The organism is Microbacterium sp. VKM Ac-2870 (assembly GCF_015350795.1).
GTDB lineage: Bacteria > Actinomycetota > Actinomycetes > Actinomycetales > Microbacteriaceae > Microbacterium.
The window spans coordinates 273,859-289,285 of record NZ_JADKSH010000004.1; the positions used below are offsets into that span (position 1 = coordinate 273,859).

Below are 15,427 nucleotides of genomic sequence, written 5' to 3' on the forward strand. Positions count from 1 at the left end.
CGCTCAACGACCGGAGGCGGCGCGCGAGGCGCGGAAGCGGCGCGCTTCGTCGATCAGTGCGGCGAAGAGGCGGCGGTCGGCGGCATCCTCCTCGGGATGCCACTGCACGGCCACGAACCAGGGCCCGTGTGTCGTCTCGATCGCCTGGGGCAGGCCGTCGTCGCTGCGCGCCGTGACGACCAGCCCCTCGCCGACGCGGTCGATGCCCTGGTGGTGGTAGCTGCGCACCGGCAGGTCGCCCTCGCCGACGATTTCTGCCAGCCGCGACGGGGCCAGCACCGTCGCCGTATTGGTCGCGAAGACGCCGCCGCCGAGTTGATAGCGGTTGCTCCCCACGACATCGGGCAGATGCTGGTGCAGCGTTCCCCCGAAGGCGACGTTGGCCAGCTGCAGACCGCGACAGATGCCGAACACCGGGATGCCGCGGCGGCGCGCGCCGGCGAGCAGCGCCAGCTCCCACGCGTCGCGGTCGATGCGCGGCTCGTCGGTCTCGGGGTGCGGCTCGGCGCCGTAGCGAGCGGGATCGACGTCCAGGCCTCCGGTGAGGACCAGAGCGTCGAGACCGGCGAGCACGGCTTCTGCGGCGGCCTCCGGCTCGACCTGCGGTGGAAGCAGCACGGCGGTGCCGCCGCTGGCGGTGACCGCGTCGACGTACACGTGTGGCAGGAACAGGGCGCGCACATCCCACACGCCCTGCTGTGCGCGTTCGAGGTAGGTCGTCAACCCGACGACGGGTCGCGTGGCGCTCACGAGGAGCCGTCCGCCGCGGGCACGAGCGACAGCGGTGCCACATCGACCGAGACGCGCAGTGTGGAGTCTTTCGCCTTCGTGAAGATGATGCCCCGGACGGGTGAGACGTCGCCGTAGTCGCGTCCCCATGCGACCGTCACGTAGCGGTCGTTCGCCCACTGGTCGTTCGTGGGGTCGATCGCCAGCCACTGGTCGGTGCCGGGCAGCCATACCGCGAGCCACGCGTGCGAGGCGTCGGCGCCGAACACGCGCTCCTTGCCGGGAGGCGGCTGCGTGGCGAGGTAGCCGGAGACGTAGCGGGCTGCGACGCCGTGCGAGCGCAGGCACGCGAGGGCCACGTGCGCGAAGTCTTGACAGACCCCGGCGCGGGCCCGCATGGCGTCACCGACCGTGCTCGTGACCGTGGTCGCCGTCTTGTCGTAGTCGAAGTCGCGGTAGATCCGCTGCATGAGGTCGGTCGCCGCTTCGCCGATCGGGCGGCCCGGCGTGAGCGACTCGGCACCGTAGGCCGCCGCATCGGGCTCGTGCCGCACGCGCGGCGATTCGAGGGCATACTCGACCGCACGCCAGGCCTCGGGAAGCTCTGGGTGCACGAGCGGCCGGGCGTCCTCCCACGGCCGGGCGAGCGCTTCGGCGTCGTAGGCGGGCGCGTCGACGGTCACGTCACTCGACGCGGTGATGGTCAGCGCCTCGTGCGGGTCGGTGAGGTGGAAGTACGTCGCCGAGTTGCCGAAGGAATCGGTGTCGGGGGAGATGTCGCCGGGCGCCGGGTCGACGTCAACGCTCGCCGCAGACACGTGCTGCCAGGGCAGCTCGCGGGGCGCGAGATGGAACTGGCCGACGCTGTCCTGCACCGGCTTGCCGTACGTGTACGACGTGCGGTGCCACACGCGGTACTGCATCATGCGCGGGCCTCCATCAGCTCGACGAGCGACAGGTCGGTCATCGCGACGGCAGGCGGTCCGCTCTCGAAATGCAGGTGTGTGACGGCATCCGACAGCTGTTCGAGCTGCGCCGTGACGCCCGCGAGGAACTCGACGAGCACCTCGCGCCGACCGCCCTCCACCGCACCGAGCGTCGCGACGTCGGCGGCAGCAAGCTCGGTCTCGAGGTGGTCGAGCAGGCGTTCGGCGCGCGTCGATCCGGTGGATGCCGGCATGGCGGCCAGATGTTCGCGCAGCCGAGCCAGAGCGAATGCGAGTGACCGGGGGTTGCTGTGGTCGAGCAGCAGGAGATCGAGCACATCGGCGGCGCGCATCGACCCGCGATAGCGGCGACGGTGGGTGACGACGCTCTCGGAGGCCAGCAGCACGCCCTCGAGCACGCTGCGCGCCGCGCGCGGGCCGTGACGGTCGGCGAGCCCGGTCGACAGCAGCTCCGACAGCTGCAGTCCGCGCTCGAGGAAGCGTCCGGCCTCGATCATGTGCCAGCCGGTGTCGCGGATCATGTTCGCCGTGATGCCGTAGAGAGACAGCATCGCCGACAGCATGCGCCCGCCCGACTCCGCCGTGCGGTGGGGGTGTGCCGAGCCGCGAAGGGCTCGTGTGGCTCGGTCGATCGTCGCGAACACGCGCCAGGTGTCGCCCGACAGCTGGTCACGTACGCCCTCCATGGCCTCACGCAGATGGGCGATGGAGTGGGCCGCCGAGCCGGGGCGGCGAGCATCGAGTAGCAGCGAGCGGAATTCCGCTTCGGGGTCGAGCGCGCGCATGCCGGCGAGGCGCCCCAGCACGTCGAGCAGCACCCGCGGGCTCTCGGCGATCGTGCCGGATGTGTAGGCGCCCGGCTGGTCGAGTTCGGTCTGAGCGGTCAGCAGCAGGCGCAGGAGGTCTTCGGTGCGCTCGGCGTAGCGACCGGTCCAGAACATGTCGGCGTGGGCGCGGGGAGCGAGCGGCGGGATGCTGCGTGCCGTCGGACCCGGAGCGATCTCGGTCAGATTCTGATCGGGATCGTCTTCGGCGGCCTTGAGAACCCAGACGTCCTTCGTGCGCGGGGCGGCATCCGGGCTCTCGCGCACCGTCGCGAGACCGCCGACGAGGGGGCGGTAGGCCGAGCCGTAGCGCAGCGCGAAGGCCCGGAGCGTGAGCGGCAGCGCGTCGACGCCGGCTCCCCGGCTGTCGTCCGCCGCTGTCCACACCGGCGTCTGCGACAGCGGCAGCAGATCCTGCCCGACGAAGCGGTGCGGAGCGGCGGCCACGCGGGCCCCGAGCTCGGCGCTGGACAGCTCGCTGAACGCCTTGCGCGGCTCGTCGATCGTGCGGACGATCAGGTCGCGGTCGCCCGCACGCAGGCGTTCGAGCACCTGATCGCGGGCCGCGGGCTCACCGCACCAGAGCGTCGGGACCGACGGGATACGCAACTGCTCGCCGAGGAGGTGCTCACATGCCGCCGGAAGGTAGGGGAGAAGGCCCGGGTTCTCGAGCACTCCTGCACCCAGACCGTTGACCAGGCGCACCCGGCCGCGGCGGACGGCCTCGGTGAGCCCGGCCACGCCGAGCCGTGAGTCGCCCCGCAGTTCGAGGGGGTCGCACCACGCGGCATCCACCCGTCGAATGATGACGTCGATGCGATCGGTGGGACGCGTGCGCGGCCAGCCGGCCGGTTTCATCCACACAAAGCCGTCGCGCACGACGAGGTCGCTTCCCTGCACGAGCGGAAAGCCCAGCGCGCTGGCGAGGAAGGCCTGATCGAAAGCGGTTTCGCTGAGGGTTCCGGGCGAGAGGATCACGACGCGAGGGTCATCGATCTCATCGCCCACCGACGACAGCAACGCCGCCCGCAGCGCCGAGAAGTAGGGGTCGATGCGGTGCAGGTTCTCTTCCTGGAAGAGTCCCGGCAGCACCTGGGAGATGACCCGACGATTCTCGGCCGCGAAGCCCAGCCCCGACGGCGCCTGCACGCGGTCGGCCAGGACGTGCCAGTCGCCGTGGGCGTCGCGCCCGAGATCGGTGGCGGCAAGAAGAAGCGGATGCGGGTCGACGGCGCTGGGACGGGCGAGCGGGCGGAGGAACCCGGAGTGGCCGAACACCACCGCCGAGGGCACGATGCGCTCGCGCAGCAGCGTCTGATCGCCGTAGAGGTCGACCAGCACAGCGTTGAGGAGTTCGGCGCGCTGGGCGAGTCCCACTTCGAGCGGCGACCACCCCGCAGGATCGAACACGAACGGCACCGGGTCGAGCTGCCACGGCTGAGGCCCCGACTCGCCCCGCAGGTACGAGACGCCGTCATCGGCGAGGAACCGCACGATCTCGCCGTCGACGCGTTGCAGGTCGTCGCCGGTGAGGCTCAGCGCGTGGGCAGCCAGGGCTTTCCAGGCGGGGCGCAGCGCCCCCTCGGCATCCACGAACTCGTCGTAGCGCACCGTCTCCGGCGATGCCGACAGGGGCAGTGTCGGTTGCGACACCGTCGCGGCATAGTCACGCAACACACTCACGCCGAAGTCCCTTCCCGGCTCCAGCGTAGGGGGCAATACAGTGGGTCGGTGACCCTTCCCGCCCCCTCCGACGCCGACAGCGCGCCCCGCCCGGTCGTCCGGCCCGCGCGGACGTCGGATGTCCGCGGCATCCTCGCCCTTCTCGAGCCCTGGGTGCAGCAGCGCATCCTCCTCGGCAAAGAGATGGTGACGCTGTTCGAGTCGGTGCAGGAGTTCGTCGTCGCCGAGGTCGACGGCGAGCTCATCGGATGCGGCGCCCTGCACGTCATGTGGGAGGACCTGGGCGAGATCCGCACCCTGATCGTCGCCGAGAACTGGCTGCACCACGGCGTCGGCGGAGCCATCGTCGGCCAGTTGGAGGAGCGCGCCCGCGACTTGGGGCTCACTCGTCTGTTCTGTCTCACGTTCGAGGTCGAATTCTTCACCCGCCGCGGATTCGCTCCGATCGGCGAGCAGGTCGTCGACCCCGACGTGTACTCGCAGATGCTGCGCAGCCCCGACGAGGGCGTCGCGGAGTTCCTCGATCTTGCCCACGTGAAGCCGAACACCCTCGGCAACACCCGCATGCTGAAGAACCTCTGAGCCCCGCGCGCCACGGCGGTGCCCCAGGATGCCGCGGCCTAGCCTGGAGGGGTGAGCACCACGACGCGCCGTCGGCGCCGCCCGAGTCCTGCCGTGTATCGGCGGCGGAGGCTCGTCGCCGTGCTCCTCGTGCTCGCGGTCATCGCCGCAGTCGTGCTCGCGGTGTGGCAACCGTGGCGTGGGGCCGCCGTCCCGGCTGCATCGCCGGCGCCCACCCCGAGCAGCCTTCTCACATCGCCGGTCGCTGCCGCGCCGGCCGCACCGGCGACCCCGGCCGAAACCGCTGCTCCTCCGGCTGCCGCGGCGCCCACTCCCGATGCATCGGGAACGGCTCCGGTGGTCGCTGCGTGCTCGACGGCTGTGATCACCGTGCAGGCCGTCACCGATCAGGACGTCTACGCCGCCGGTGAGATGCCCAAGCTCTCCATCACCCTCTCGAACACCTCGACGAGCCCGTGCCTGATCAACGTCGGCACGGCGACCCAGCAATTCGTCATCACGAGTGGAAGCGATACCTGGTGGCGTTCGACCGATTGCCAGTCGGAGTCGAGCGATCAGGTCGTGCAGTTGGCGGGCGGTCAGACGGTGTCGAGTGTGAGTCCCCTGCAGTGGGATCGCACGCGATCATCGGTGGACACGTGCAGCTCCTCGAGGCCCCAGGCGTCGGCCGGTTTTTACCACCTCTCGGTGTCGATCGGCGGCATCCAGGCGGCCGACACGAAGATGTTCGAACTACGCTGACGCCACCGGTCGATTCCTCGTTTTTCTCGTAACTTCGATTCTGAGAGTTTTCTCACGGACCTCACTCCCTATGTTCAGGCGGTCGGGTCTACGCTGGGGGCAGCTCTCGGTGCGAGCCACCGTCGCCCCCACGACGGTTGCCACGTCACCCCCAATGACTGGCAGCTTCGGCAGTACGCCCGATGAGTACAGGCCCTCTCGATTCTCCCAGCCCCCACTGTGGGGATCGAGAGGGCCCTTTCTTTTCGGCGTGCGGGCGTGCGCCGGCTCCTATGCTGGACGGATGGCTCGGAAGAAGCGCGCGAAGCCTCCGATGGAGTTCCGCAACACTCAGCTGGCGGATGCGTTGCAGACCCAGGACATGGCCGCGCTCGCCTTCGCGCTGCGGCACGGGCCGACGGTGGTGCCGCTGATGCGGCCGGTGCAACGTGACGATCCGCGCGACGCCGGCGAGGTGTGGACATACCGCGACCCGAACACGGGCGATGTGGCGCTGTTGCTGTTCAGTGACGCGAAGAACCAGCCCGAGGCACTGCCACCGGCGGTGGCTCTGCAGTCGCCGGCGTGGTTGCGTGCGTTTCTCGAGGCGCACCGCGCCGAGATCACGACGGTTTTCTTCGACATCGCCGGACCGTATCCGATGCAGGCCGCACCCGACGACCTGCTCGGGGCGCTCGCGCTCGACGCCTGACGCGAAACGCGGAACCGCGCTCAGAAGTCGGGTCGATCCCCCGACTCGACCGGGTGGCGCTGAGTGAGATCACGCAGCGCCCCGCGCAGGTCGCGCGACGCGGTATCGATGATCGAGCGGTAGCCCACGCGGTTGGCTTCATTGCGCCGCTGTTCGTGAGCCGTGACGGCGCGGACTTCGCCCGCGAGGCTCAGTTCGCCGATCGCGGCGAGACCCCGCGGTGTCGCTCTCCCGGTCACCGCGCTCGCCACCGCCAGCGCGATGGCCAGATCGGCCGCGGGCTCGACGAGGCGCACCCCGCCGACCGTCGACACGTAGACGTCTTGGTCTGACACCTTGAGGCCCGCGCGCTTCTCGAGCACGGCGAGCACCATGGCCACCCGGGCGGCGTCGACGCCGCTCACGATCCGGCGGGGATTGGGGCCCGACCCCGGCAGTGTGAGGGCTTGCACCTCGACGGGCAGGGCTCGACGGCCCTCCATCGCGATCGTGACGCAGGTGCCGGGCTCGCGTGATCCGTGTCCGAGGAACAGGGCGCTGGGATCGGGCACCTCGGCGATGCCCTGACTGGTCTGCTCGAAGCATCCCACCTCATCGGTCGCGCCGAAGCGGTTCTTCAGCGCACGCACGAAGCGCAGCGAGGTCTGACGATCGCCCTCGAAGTGACACACGACGTCGACGAGATGCTCCAGCACGCGCGGGCCCGCGACCTGTCCGTCCTTCGTGACGTGGCCGACGATGATCACCGGCAGGTCGCGCTCTTTCGCGATGCGGATGAGGGTCGACGCCACCTCGCGCACCTGGCTGGGATGGCCGGGAGAGCCGTCGACGAGGCTCGAGGCGACGGTCTGTACGGAGTCGACGATGAGCAGATCGGGGCGGGTTTCATCGACGTGCCCGAGGACGGTGGCGAGGTCTGTCTCGCTGGCCAGATAGAGCTCGTCGTGCAGCGCCCCGGTGCGCTCGGCGCGCAGACGCACCTGACCGAGCGACTCCTCGGCGCTGACGTAGAGCACACGGCGCCCGGCACGAGCCGTCTGCGCCGCGACTTCGAGCAGCAGCGTCGACTTGCCGACACCGGGCTCGCCCGACAGCAGGATCGCCGCGCCCGGCACGAGCCCCCCGCCGAGGACCCGGTCGAACTCTCCGACACCGGTCGTGCGTCGGGGCGTCTCGCGGGTGTCGATCGAGGTGATGGGACGCGCGGAACGGATCGGCGCGAGAGGAGCGACGGCATGCACCGGCGTCGTCGCCACCGCCTCGACGACGGTTCCCCACTGCTGGCATTCACCGCAGCGGCCGACCCATTTCGCGCTCGTCCACCCGCACTCGGCACAGCGGTAGGCGCTGGTGGTCGCCGTGCGTTTGGATGCCATGCGTTCAGGCTAGTCGCGGCATCCGACAGTGCAGGCGCGGCTCAGCGCAGCGAGTCGGCGACCTCGCGCAAGGCGTCTGCGGAGCGGCGGAACAGACCGAGCTCCTGGTCGGAGAACGACGTCTCGCGAATCGGCACCGCACCCGCGGCCGACACGACGGCGGGAACCGACAAGGCGACGCCGCTGACACCGTGGAAGTCGTCGAGCACCGCCGAGACGGGCATGACGGCGTGCTCGTCGTCGAGGATCGCCTCGACGATCCGCGCGCTCGACAGTCCGATCGCGTAGTTGGTCGCGCCCTTGCCCTGGATGACTTTGTAGGCCGCGTCGCGGACGTCCACGGCGATCTGGTCGAGCTCTTCGACGGTGAACTTCGGCTGCCCGTCGAGGGGCTGCCATTCGAGGATCGGCACCGTGCCGATGGTCGCGTGCGACCACAGCGGGAACTCGGTGTCGCCGTGCTCGCCGACGATGTAGGCGTGCACGCTGGCGATGGAGACGCCGGCGCGCTGCGCGATCTTCACGCGCAGTCGCGACGTGTCGAGCACCGTGCCCGACGCGAAGATGCGCTCGTAGGGCAAGCCGGTGGTCTCCTGGGCGAGCACGGTGAGCACGTCGCACGGGTTCGTGACGATGACGAAGGTCGCGTCGGGGGCGACGTCGAGCAGCTGCGGCATCATCGACTTGAGGATGGCGGCGTTGACGCCGGCGAGCTCGATGCGGGTCTGGCCGGGCTTCTGCTTGGCGCCCGCGGTGATCACGACTACGTGCGATCCCTTGGCGACCGAGATGTCGGCGCCGCCGATGATGTCGCTCGAGCCGGTGAACTGCGCGCCGTGCGAAAGGTCGAGCACCTCGGCTTCGGTCTTCTCCGCGGCGATGTCGTAGAGCGCGACGTGGCGCGCAGATCCGCGGATGAGGGCGGCATAGGCCACGGACGATCCGACGGCGCCGGCGCCCACGACGGTGAGTTTCGAGTTCTCGATCACGCTCATGGGCCCCAGTCTGACAGGCGGGGGATGCCGAGGCCACCGCGCCCGGAGAGGTCGCGCAGCCTTTTACGGACCGGGCGGGTCTGCGGCCGGCTGAGCAGCCGCGCTGCGCGCCGGATTGCGGATGCCGATCAGCGAGACCAGACCGCCGACGATGAGGAGGGCGGCGGTCGTCAGTGCGGTGCGGTGGAAGCCGGCCAGGTCGAGTGCGCCTCCCGTGATGGTCGCGAGCGCCGCGATCGGGATCAACCCGGCGACGCGGGCCACCGCGTTGTTGACCGCCGACGCGATCCCCGAACGCGCGGAGTCGGCGGCGCCGAGGATCGTCGACGTGAGAGGCGAGACGGTGAGGGCGAGACCCAGCCCGAACACGATCATGCCGGGGAGCACTTGCCACCAGTAGGCGAAGTCGTCGGCGACGAGCAGCAGCAGGAGGGCGCCGGCCGCCATGATCAGAGGTCCCGCAGTCATGAACAGCCGTGGCCCCCAGCGCCCGGCGAGGGTGCCGATGCGGGAGCTCAGCGAGATCATCAGCAGGGTCGTCGGCAGGCTCGCGAGACCGGCCAACGTCGCGCTGAGCCCGGCGCCCTGCTGCAGGTAGACGGCGAGCACGAACCCGTTGAGTGAGAGTGCGGCGTAGATGAAGAGGGTCGACAGGTTGCCGGCCGAGAAGTTGCGGCTGCGGAACAGGTCGAGCGGCAGGATCGGGTCGCTCACGCGTCGTTGACGCCAGACGAACCCGGCGAGCAGCAGCAGGCCCGCCAGTCCCGGCATCCAGATCGCCGGTGACGACCAGCCGAGGTTGGGCTGCTCGATGAGGGCGAACACGGCCGCGCCGAGGCCGAACGTGCACATGACCGCGCCGAGCACATCGACGCGCGCCCCCTCGCGGCGCTCGTCGCGGTGCTCGAGCCGGGTGAGCATCCAGAGGGCGATCGCGATCGGGAAGATGTTGATGCCGAACGCCCATCGCCACGACGAGTGGTCGACGATCAGGCCGCCGATGAGTGGACCGATGATCATCGCGCCGGTCGTGGATGCCGTCCAGATGCCGATCGCGCGCGAGCGCAGCGGCTCGCGCATGGTGGCGCTGATGAGCGCGAGCGAGCTCGGCACGAGGAAGGCGCCCGCTGCGCCCTGGACCGCGCGGGCCGCGATGAGCAGTTCCGGGTTGGGCGACAGGGCGACGGCGACCGAAGCGATGCCGAAGCCGATGAGACCGATGCGCAGCACGAGTACGCGCCCGAAGGCGTCACTGACGGCCCCCGCCACGAGGATGAGCGCGCCGAGGGTGACGAGGTAGGCGTCGACGGTCCACTGCTGCGTGGACAGGCCGCCGCCGAGGTCGCGTGCGATGGCCGGCAGCGCGACGTTGACGATCGTGCCGTCGAGGAAGGCGACGAACGTTCCGAGGATCGCGATCACCAGCACGAGGCGCTGCTGCGGAGTCATCTTGTCTGTCATGGCATCCGCTCGGTCATGGGCTCACGCTAAGGCCCGGCGCCGACGCCGTGAAGGGGGTGGACAGGGCCACGCACATGCCGGCTGCTGTGCTGGTTCGCGGCAGCTCGGGGAGTGTCGTAAGCTAGTCGGCGGTGACGTGTCCGAGCGGCCGAAGGTGCAACTCTCGAAAAGTTGTGTAGGGTAACCCCCTACCGTGGGTTCAAATCCCACCGTCACCGCCACTTTGAGCCCCGTTTCGGCTGATTTCGATCAGCTGGGACGGGGCTCGTTTTTGTTGGTTGCGGTTCGGTTGTGGGCACGGCGTGGTCAGGGGTGTTCTTCGACGCGTGGTTTGGCGAGTCGGACTTGAGCGAACCGCTTCGAACCGAGCCGAGAGGGGTCGTCGAGTGCGTCGAAATCCTCCGTGCCCACGGTTTGCCCACAGAATCTCACGTGGGTGAAATGCCCACCGTAGACGGGCCCACCTCTGCTCCGGGTTGAGTTGCTCGCTAGGGTGGCGATATGCCGTCGACTCGGGTGGGATAGGCAGGTGGCTTGTCGTCTCGCGTATCCACCCTCAGCGGGGCTCAGGTCGTTGACCAGGACCGCGAGTGCGCGCGGCGGCTACCGGCTCACGCGCACTCTTTGCACGCTGCCAGGGGCGGTCCGCGGACGATCTCGCTCCGCAGATCGGCACTATTCCGCAACTTGAGTTGCAGCAGACTCTCGCAAAGGACTTGAATATGACCCCCGCTCAGCTTTACGGCCGGCAGTCAGATCGGGATGCTGTGGCGTCTCGGACTGGGGTTGTTCTCGTCACAGGCGACTCCGGAATTGGTAAGACGGCTTTCCTCGGAATCCTCAACACGTCCCAGTCGTCGGGCGATCTGGTTGCGGACGTGCAAGTTCTCCGAAGTACGAACGGCGCCTTGCGGAACGCGATCGCGACAGCTCTCGGGGACTGTCTGCTCCAGAGCGCGCAAGACGAGACGCGCCAGCGCCTCGTCTGGGAGCGAGTGAAGAGTTCTGTGCTTCGTGCCGCTACGGCTGCTCAGAAGGAACTGGGCCGCATGCTCATTACACGAGCCACCGAAGTCGTTGAGGCCAAGATCGGCAAAGAGGCTACAACGCTGATTCGTGGTGTGGTCGATGAAGTCCTGCTCCCGCCAAGAGCCCGGTTTGAGGAACAACTCACAGCGTTCACCGTCCCTGACGCGGCAGCAGAGATAGGGCGGCTTGTACGAGATGTGGCGCTGGCGACCGAACAGACGCTGGTGTTTCCAATGGATGCCGCGGAACGACTGGGGAGGGATGACCGCGACCTGCTCGTCGAGCTCTCCACCGAACTCGGTCCTCACGTCCGCCTGATAGTCACCGCAAATAATCATCAGGCCGAAGGGCAGGAACTCCAACGACTGCTCGAAGGCCGGAATTCGAAACCTCACGAGCTCGGCCCGCTGTCTCACCACGATGTCGAGGATTGGTTGCTCGCCGAAGGAGTCGCGAGAAACCAGTGGTTTCAGATCATCCGCATCGCTGACGGATACCCACTATTCGTAAACGACGCGATCCGTCTGGCGCAGTCAGGCCTTTCGCTCTCGACGATTGAAACGCCCACGAGCTTCCAGTCCGTTTTCGAGCATTCATTTCGCCGCTTAGATGCAGGCATGCAGTCACGCATCAGTCAGATTGCAGCGTTTGCGGACCCGCCCCCGGATGACTATCTGGCGGAATACCTCGGTCTTTCGGAGTTCGAGCTGTTGATATTTGAGCAAAAACTCCTTGATGAGGGCGTCTTCATTCGACGACCAGATGGCGTCAACTGGTTCCATGACCGGCGGCGTGCCTATCTGTGGAACACGAGGCTCACTACCAAGCATCGACAGGCTGTGGCGACTGCGGTCCTTGAATCATTTCGACGGCGGTTGGAGCAGAAGCCCGTCATTGAAGCGTGGCTCGCCGTTAGTTCACCTGCGATCCTTGCAGAGGCTGACGTCAATGACTTGGACCCCGACGTTTCCCGAGTCGTCCAGACTCCTACCGATCAACTGGCCCTTCTAGCTTCGATGATTGAACTCATGGAACCGGGACAGAATCAGACCGCATCCACGCGCGAGATCGCCGCCTACGCCTCAAGGAGATTCTCGTTCTCTGGGGACCCAATTGCCGCGCTCGAGGCTTTGGAAGAGCGCGGTATGGTCGCGCTCGCTTCGAATAGGTACGCCTCCGTGGCCGCGCCGGTGATCCCAAGCAACTTTGCGTACGCCGCTCTGATCGGTGAAGCTCAACATCGTTTCGGACTACAGCTGATCCCAGGCCGCGCGCTGCGATCGTTTGAGGCGTTCATCAAACCTTTGCTCGGACGGTTCGACCGCGCGAGGATCTCTCTCCAAAGAGGAACGCTCGCGGATCACTCCGCGACCTTTCGAGATGAAACCGCCACGAACGGGACCGCCGACCGACGTCGGTCAGTCTGCGGCCTAGGCATCACGCTCACAATCGACGACCAGCCCGTCTCCGTAACTGCTCTGTTTGAAGACTCGGCAGATCGAATCGCTGCGCGCGCTTCACTCACGGACGGTTTCCAGTCCTCGCCTGCACGAAATCACTTCCAGCTCGAACGGATCGACGACCTACCTGCGTCCCGAGTTCGGTATGGCCGCTACAAACAACTCATGGAGGACCACCAGCTCGAGCGAATGACCGTCCCGATCCACAGCCAAAGCGAACTAGCCGACCTCTTATACAAGCGCTCAGTCGCAACCGAAGTGCTGGCATCGTCGCTGGACGACTACGAAGCGGCAGCACTCGGACTAGATCGAGGGCGCCGTTTCATTCTGGACATTCGGGGGGAGCCAAAAAGCGCCGCTGTCTTCGAGATTGAGACTGCCCGCGCGGCCCCGACGGTGACCGCTGCGGTGGTTTCCGAAGTGTCCCTCCTAGATGACCCCCTCATCGAGCTTCGCTTGCGCGCGCAGGGCCTGATCTCGGCGGAGGAGCGACTCGTGCGCTGGACTATCCACACAGAAACTCGTAACCAGACCGGCGCTGCTACCGAAACGATCGACAACCTGATCGAACAAGGCCGAAAGTTCAACCGGCATCTGCCGCGCGTTCCAATACGTCTGGACGCGAACGTCTTGGAGGAGGACATTCGGCAGGAGATGGCGACCCTGTCGAGGCTTGAGGATGAGCTTGTCCAAGGGGGGCTACTCCAGCAGCGGCTCGCATCTCGGGAGGATTCACTCCTAGTTCTTCTGGACTCGGCCGAACCGTCGAACGAACGCTGGTATCCCTGGGGCGCATCGACATTCTGGACCTCAGATGGCTGCGCTCAGATCCACGTACGCGTCCTTCCAGAAGGCATTGAGCCGCCCTCCATCTTCGCGAGAGGTCCAGAGCTCGCGAAAGCGGGAGTAAAGGATGCTTCGAATGTCACTCGATCAGGCAGCGGGATCGCCAGCGCCGAGCTCTCCCGTCTCCTTGGTTACGAAAGCGAAGATGTGGCGATTCAGGATCCCCGATTCCCCGGATACATCTAGGCCTCTCCCACCTTCGAGACCTGCCAACACTGACCCGTGGCATCAGTGAGCGCGATCTGTTGGCGGGTGGGTTGCGTGGGGGACAGACGGAGCCGCTCGCTGATGCCGTGTCGAGCAGTAGCTAGTTTCGGGACCAAGGATAAAACGGGCCATGACCGAGCAACGTCCTTTGGCGTGAAGATTGAGCATGCCAGCTAGCGCCGCCCTGGACTTCGGAGTGATTCTCACGGGTGCAATCGTCATAGGAGAGGGGTAAAGGATTTGGCCCTGTACGCCGGATCGTTCAACTGGCCGCCCTGTATCGATTTCGAGATTGTCGGCACACCAGATTCCGCGACGACGGGATCCGTTGAGGTCGTAGGGAATCGCTACTTCCTCCGGCCTTCTCAGGGGTTCTCGTTTTCCACGTTTGCGTCCTCGGAGCGGGTGCTCAGAACGAGAGTCGACGGTTTCCCGGCTCTGCTCCGCGGACATATTTTCGTCGTAGACGGCGCCGTGGGTTTGCGGATCGATGAAGCACACCTGGGCACCGACGATCCGGAGGCAGACTTCATCGCCGTGGAGGCGACGTTTGAGCTGTTGCCCTCGCTGTGCACTTGGCGGCATGAGGACGGAGCGGCCAGGTCTGCATCGACGGCGCTGGCGCTGCCAGAGATCGCGCCGTCGCCGGCAATGTCCCTTGTCCTCGGCGCCGATGGGCTCGCCGTTGTGACTGCGGCGACGGCGACGGGTTTGGACAACTTCGACCATCACCTCGCCGCTTTGCAGGACCTTGTTTGCTTCGCAGCCGATCGCCCCGCTGAGCGCCTCTCGCTCATCGCGGTGGCGCAAGCAGGGACGCGGGTAACGATCCTTGGGCGCAATCGTTTCCCGCCGTTCGGCAGTGTCGTGCGCCAGCCTGTGGAGTACCTGCTCCGCTTTGACGCGGCTTACATCCAAGACGTGATCTCCAGCTGGTGGACCGGCCGGACCGCTGTCCGGCCGGTCCACCAGGTTCTCGCGGGGCTCCGGTATCAGCCGGGCTGGGTCGAAACGGACGTGAACATCCTCGCGGCGTGTGTCGAGTTGTTCGGCCGAGTTCAGTTTCCTTCAGCACGATCACGCCGAATCAGCGTGATGGACTTTGCCAAGATCGAAGACGCCCTGAACTTGCTTCCAGGATTAAACAAATCACAACGCGACTTCATCAACTTCATTAGATCATCGGCCGGAGGTCGGCCGCAAAGGCTGGATGAATCCATTGACGCGATTGCCGCCGATCTCGGTCAAACGCTCAGTGAGGCCGGCATTAACTTGACCGAGTGGAAGTCGGCGCTGATCGAGGCGCGCAATGGAGTCTCACACGCCGGCGGCGCAGGAAGCCTTCAAGACGCGGAACTGCGCGCAGTTAAAGATGCCACGCGAGTGGTGCTGAGCTTGGACATTCTCAAGCACATGAATCTGCCCAGCGCTGCCTTAGCCCGAGCTGCCGAGCGGCTGAAAGTACGACACTCGGTCAGACACCGTGGGACCGCAACCTACAGGTCGTAGTGCGAACCCCTTCTTGGTGTACGGTCTGACCAGCTTTCGCCCTGCTTCCAGCTCGTTGAGAAACTAGCTCGGGTCTGCTGCACCGGTAGGTGACGGGTTGTAGTCACGCCGCGAGGGCGACGTCGGTGTTCATGATTGCTTCGTACTCGATGGGCGTCAAACCGTGCAGCTGCTTCTGTCGCCGGCGTCGGTGGTAGGTGCGTTCGATCCAGGTGACGATGGCGATGCGGAGCTGCTCCCGGGTGTCCCCGGACCGCCGGTTGAGGACGCTCTTCGGCAGCAGGCTGAAGAACGATTCCATCGCCGCGTTATGGCCGGCCGCGCCGACTCGGCCCATCGATCCGACC

Annotated in this window: 12 protein-coding genes and 1 tRNA gene; 6 read left to right on the forward strand and 7 right to left on the reverse strand. The window is 66.9% G+C overall.

Going from position 1 to position 15,427, the window contains the following annotated elements; genetic code table 11:
* Positions 1–3: 3 nt before the first annotated feature.
* Genes ITJ43_RS11960 through ITJ43_RS11970 form a run of 3 tightly spaced genes read right to left on the reverse strand, consistent with a single transcriptional unit; the run spans position 4 to position 4,183 of the window.
* On the reverse strand, positions 4–750 hold the full coding sequence (locus ITJ43_RS11960) for a gamma-glutamyl-gamma-aminobutyrate hydrolase family protein (protein WP_323741218.1): 747 nt from the start codon (positions 748–750) through the stop codon (positions 4–6).
* Positions 747–1,655 carry a transglutaminase family protein gene (locus ITJ43_RS11965; protein WP_228495803.1) on the reverse strand — a complete coding sequence of 303 codons (909 nt, stop codon included), beginning with the start codon at positions 1,653–1,655 and terminating at the stop codon, positions 747–749. The genes ITJ43_RS11960 and ITJ43_RS11965 overlap by 4 nt, the downstream gene beginning before the upstream one ends.
* Entirely contained in the window at positions 1,652–4,183 is a 2,532-nt protein-coding gene (locus tag ITJ43_RS11970; protein WP_194584076.1) for a circularly permuted type 2 ATP-grasp protein, read from the reverse strand. The genes ITJ43_RS11965 and ITJ43_RS11970 overlap by 4 nt, the downstream gene beginning before the upstream one ends.
* Positions 4,184–4,231: 48 nt before the next feature.
* Between ITJ43_RS11970 and ITJ43_RS11975 the strand changes: the two genes are divergently transcribed.
* From ITJ43_RS11975 to ITJ43_RS11985, 3 genes are all read left to right on the forward strand, one after another.
* Positions 4,232–4,765, forward strand: coding sequence for an amino-acid N-acetyltransferase (locus tag ITJ43_RS11975; protein ID WP_194584077.1), 534 nt, complete (start codon positions 4,232–4,234; stop codon positions 4,763–4,765).
* A gap of 51 nt (positions 4,766–4,816) precedes the next feature.
* Positions 4,817–5,506 (forward strand): hypothetical protein, encoded by a 690-nt coding sequence (locus ITJ43_RS11980; RefSeq protein WP_228495804.1) that lies wholly within the window; start codon positions 4,817–4,819, stop codon positions 5,504–5,506.
* Between the two features lie 283 nt (positions 5,507–5,789).
* Positions 5,790–6,197, forward strand: a complete 408-nt coding sequence (locus ITJ43_RS11985) for a dehydrogenase (protein ID WP_194584078.1) — start codon at positions 5,790–5,792, stop codon at positions 6,195–6,197.
* Positions 6,198–6,217: 20 nt separating this feature from the next.
* Here the strand turns inward: ITJ43_RS11985 and radA are convergent, their stop codons facing one another.
* The 3 genes from radA to ITJ43_RS12000 form a co-directional block, all read right to left on the reverse strand.
* Complete coding sequence (gene radA / locus ITJ43_RS11990) at positions 6,218–7,573, reverse strand: DNA repair protein RadA (protein ID WP_194584079.1); 1,356 nt, start codon at positions 7,571–7,573, stop codon at positions 6,218–6,220.
* A gap of 41 nt (positions 7,574–7,614) precedes the next feature.
* Positions 7,615–8,568, reverse strand: a complete 954-nt coding sequence (locus tag ITJ43_RS11995) for an L-lactate dehydrogenase (protein WP_194584080.1) — start codon at positions 8,566–8,568, stop codon at positions 7,615–7,617.
* A gap of 63 nt (positions 8,569–8,631) precedes the next feature.
* On the reverse strand, positions 8,632–10,029 hold the full coding sequence (locus ITJ43_RS12000) for an MFS transporter (protein WP_194584081.1): 1,398 nt from the start codon (positions 10,027–10,029) through the stop codon (positions 8,632–8,634).
* 130 nt (positions 10,030–10,159) lie between these two features.
* Between ITJ43_RS12000 and ITJ43_RS12005 the strand changes: the two genes are divergently transcribed.
* The 3 genes from ITJ43_RS12005 (at position 10,160) to ITJ43_RS12015 (ending at position 15,080) form a co-directional block, all read left to right on the forward strand.
* Positions 10,160–10,250, forward strand: a tRNA-Ser gene (locus ITJ43_RS12005).
* A gap of 501 nt (positions 10,251–10,751) precedes the next feature.
* Complete coding sequence (locus ITJ43_RS12010) at positions 10,752–13,550, forward strand: ATP-binding protein (RefSeq protein ID WP_194584082.1); 2,799 nt, start codon at positions 10,752–10,754, stop codon at positions 13,548–13,550.
* Positions 13,551–13,811: 261 nt separating this feature from the next.
* Positions 13,812–15,080 (forward strand): hypothetical protein, encoded by a 1,269-nt coding sequence (locus tag ITJ43_RS12015; RefSeq protein ID WP_194584083.1) that lies wholly within the window; start codon positions 13,812–13,814, stop codon positions 15,078–15,080.
* 103 nt (positions 15,081–15,183) lie between these two features.
* Here ITJ43_RS12015 and ITJ43_RS12020 read toward each other — a convergent pair.
* Positions 15,184–15,427: IS3 family transposase (locus tag ITJ43_RS12020; RefSeq protein WP_194584084.1), on the reverse strand; the 244-nt coding region annotated here is incomplete at its 5' end.

Excerpts from the sequence above, each read along its gene's own strand:
- ITJ43_RS11965 (WP_228495803.1), bottom strand. The coding sequence starts at position 1,655 with ATGATGCAGTACCGCGTGTGGCACCGCACGTCGTACACGTACGGCAAG.
- radA (WP_194584079.1), bottom strand. The coding sequence starts at position 7,573 with ATGGCATCCAAACGCACGGCGACCACCAGCGCCTACCGCTGTGCCGAG.
- ITJ43_RS11985 (WP_194584078.1), top strand. The coding sequence starts at position 5,790 with ATGGCTCGGAAGAAGCGCGCGAAGCCTCCGATGGAGTTCCGCAACACT.
- ITJ43_RS12000 (WP_194584081.1), bottom strand. The coding sequence starts at position 10,029 with ATGACAGACAAGATGACTCCGCAGCAGCGCCTCGTGCTGGTGATCGCG.
- ITJ43_RS11995 (WP_194584080.1), bottom strand. The coding sequence starts at position 8,568 with ATGAGCGTGATCGAGAACTCGAAACTCACCGTCGTGGGCGCCGGCGCC.
- ITJ43_RS12010 (WP_194584082.1), top strand. The coding sequence starts at position 10,752 with ATGACCCCCGCTCAGCTTTACGGCCGGCAGTCAGATCGGGATGCTGTG.